This window comes from Burkholderia sp. Bp9143, from assembly GCF_003853645.1.
In the GTDB taxonomy this organism is placed as follows: Bacteria; Pseudomonadota; Gammaproteobacteria; order Burkholderiales; family Burkholderiaceae; genus Burkholderia.
The window spans coordinates 1-563 of record NZ_QTPO01000165.1 but is presented as its reverse complement, the minus strand read 5'-3'; the positions used below and the strand labels follow the sequence as shown (position 1 = coordinate 563).

1 protein-coding gene is annotated in these 563 nt (G+C 62.7%); it reads left to right on the top strand.

The window, feature by feature from the left end; translation table 11 throughout:
- Positions 1-563 (top strand): DUF2345 domain-containing protein (locus DIE23_RS39150; protein WP_148093510.1); only part of this gene is annotated, 563 nt, incomplete at both ends.

Sequence of the window (563 nt, the reverse complement as noted above, 5' to 3'; positions counted from 1 at the left end):
CGCGAGCGACAGGAAAGCCTTACGGATTTGGCGCAACAGCACAACGCACAACAACGTGGCGCGGACCAGAGCGACGTAGCCCGTGCGATCAAGGCGCGTAACGATGCGATTCGGGGAACACCGTCCGGCACGGCAGACGAATTCCCGGAGCTGACGGAGCGCGACATTGTGATGGCGGCATCGGCGGGCATCAGCCTGGCGGCCGAGCGTAGCGCCCATATTGCGAGCGGTGAGGATGTTGCCGTGACGAGCGGCCGGCATGTCGGAATTGCCGTGGGGCGTTCGCTGTTCGCGAGCGTGTCGAATGCGTTCTCTCTGTTTGTGCACAAGGCAGGCATGACACTCGTTGCCGCCGCGGGGAAAGTGCGGATCGAGGCGCGGAACGATGGTGTTGACGTGACCGCCAAGAAGGCAATCCAGATCACGAGCACGACCGACAGTATCCACCTGCACGCGGCAGAGGAAATCGTGCTGCACGCCGGCAGTACCGAGGTACGCATCAGCGAACAGGGGTATGTGGTGCGAACAGCGGGCGAGCACACGATCTTTGCAGGCAGTCACCA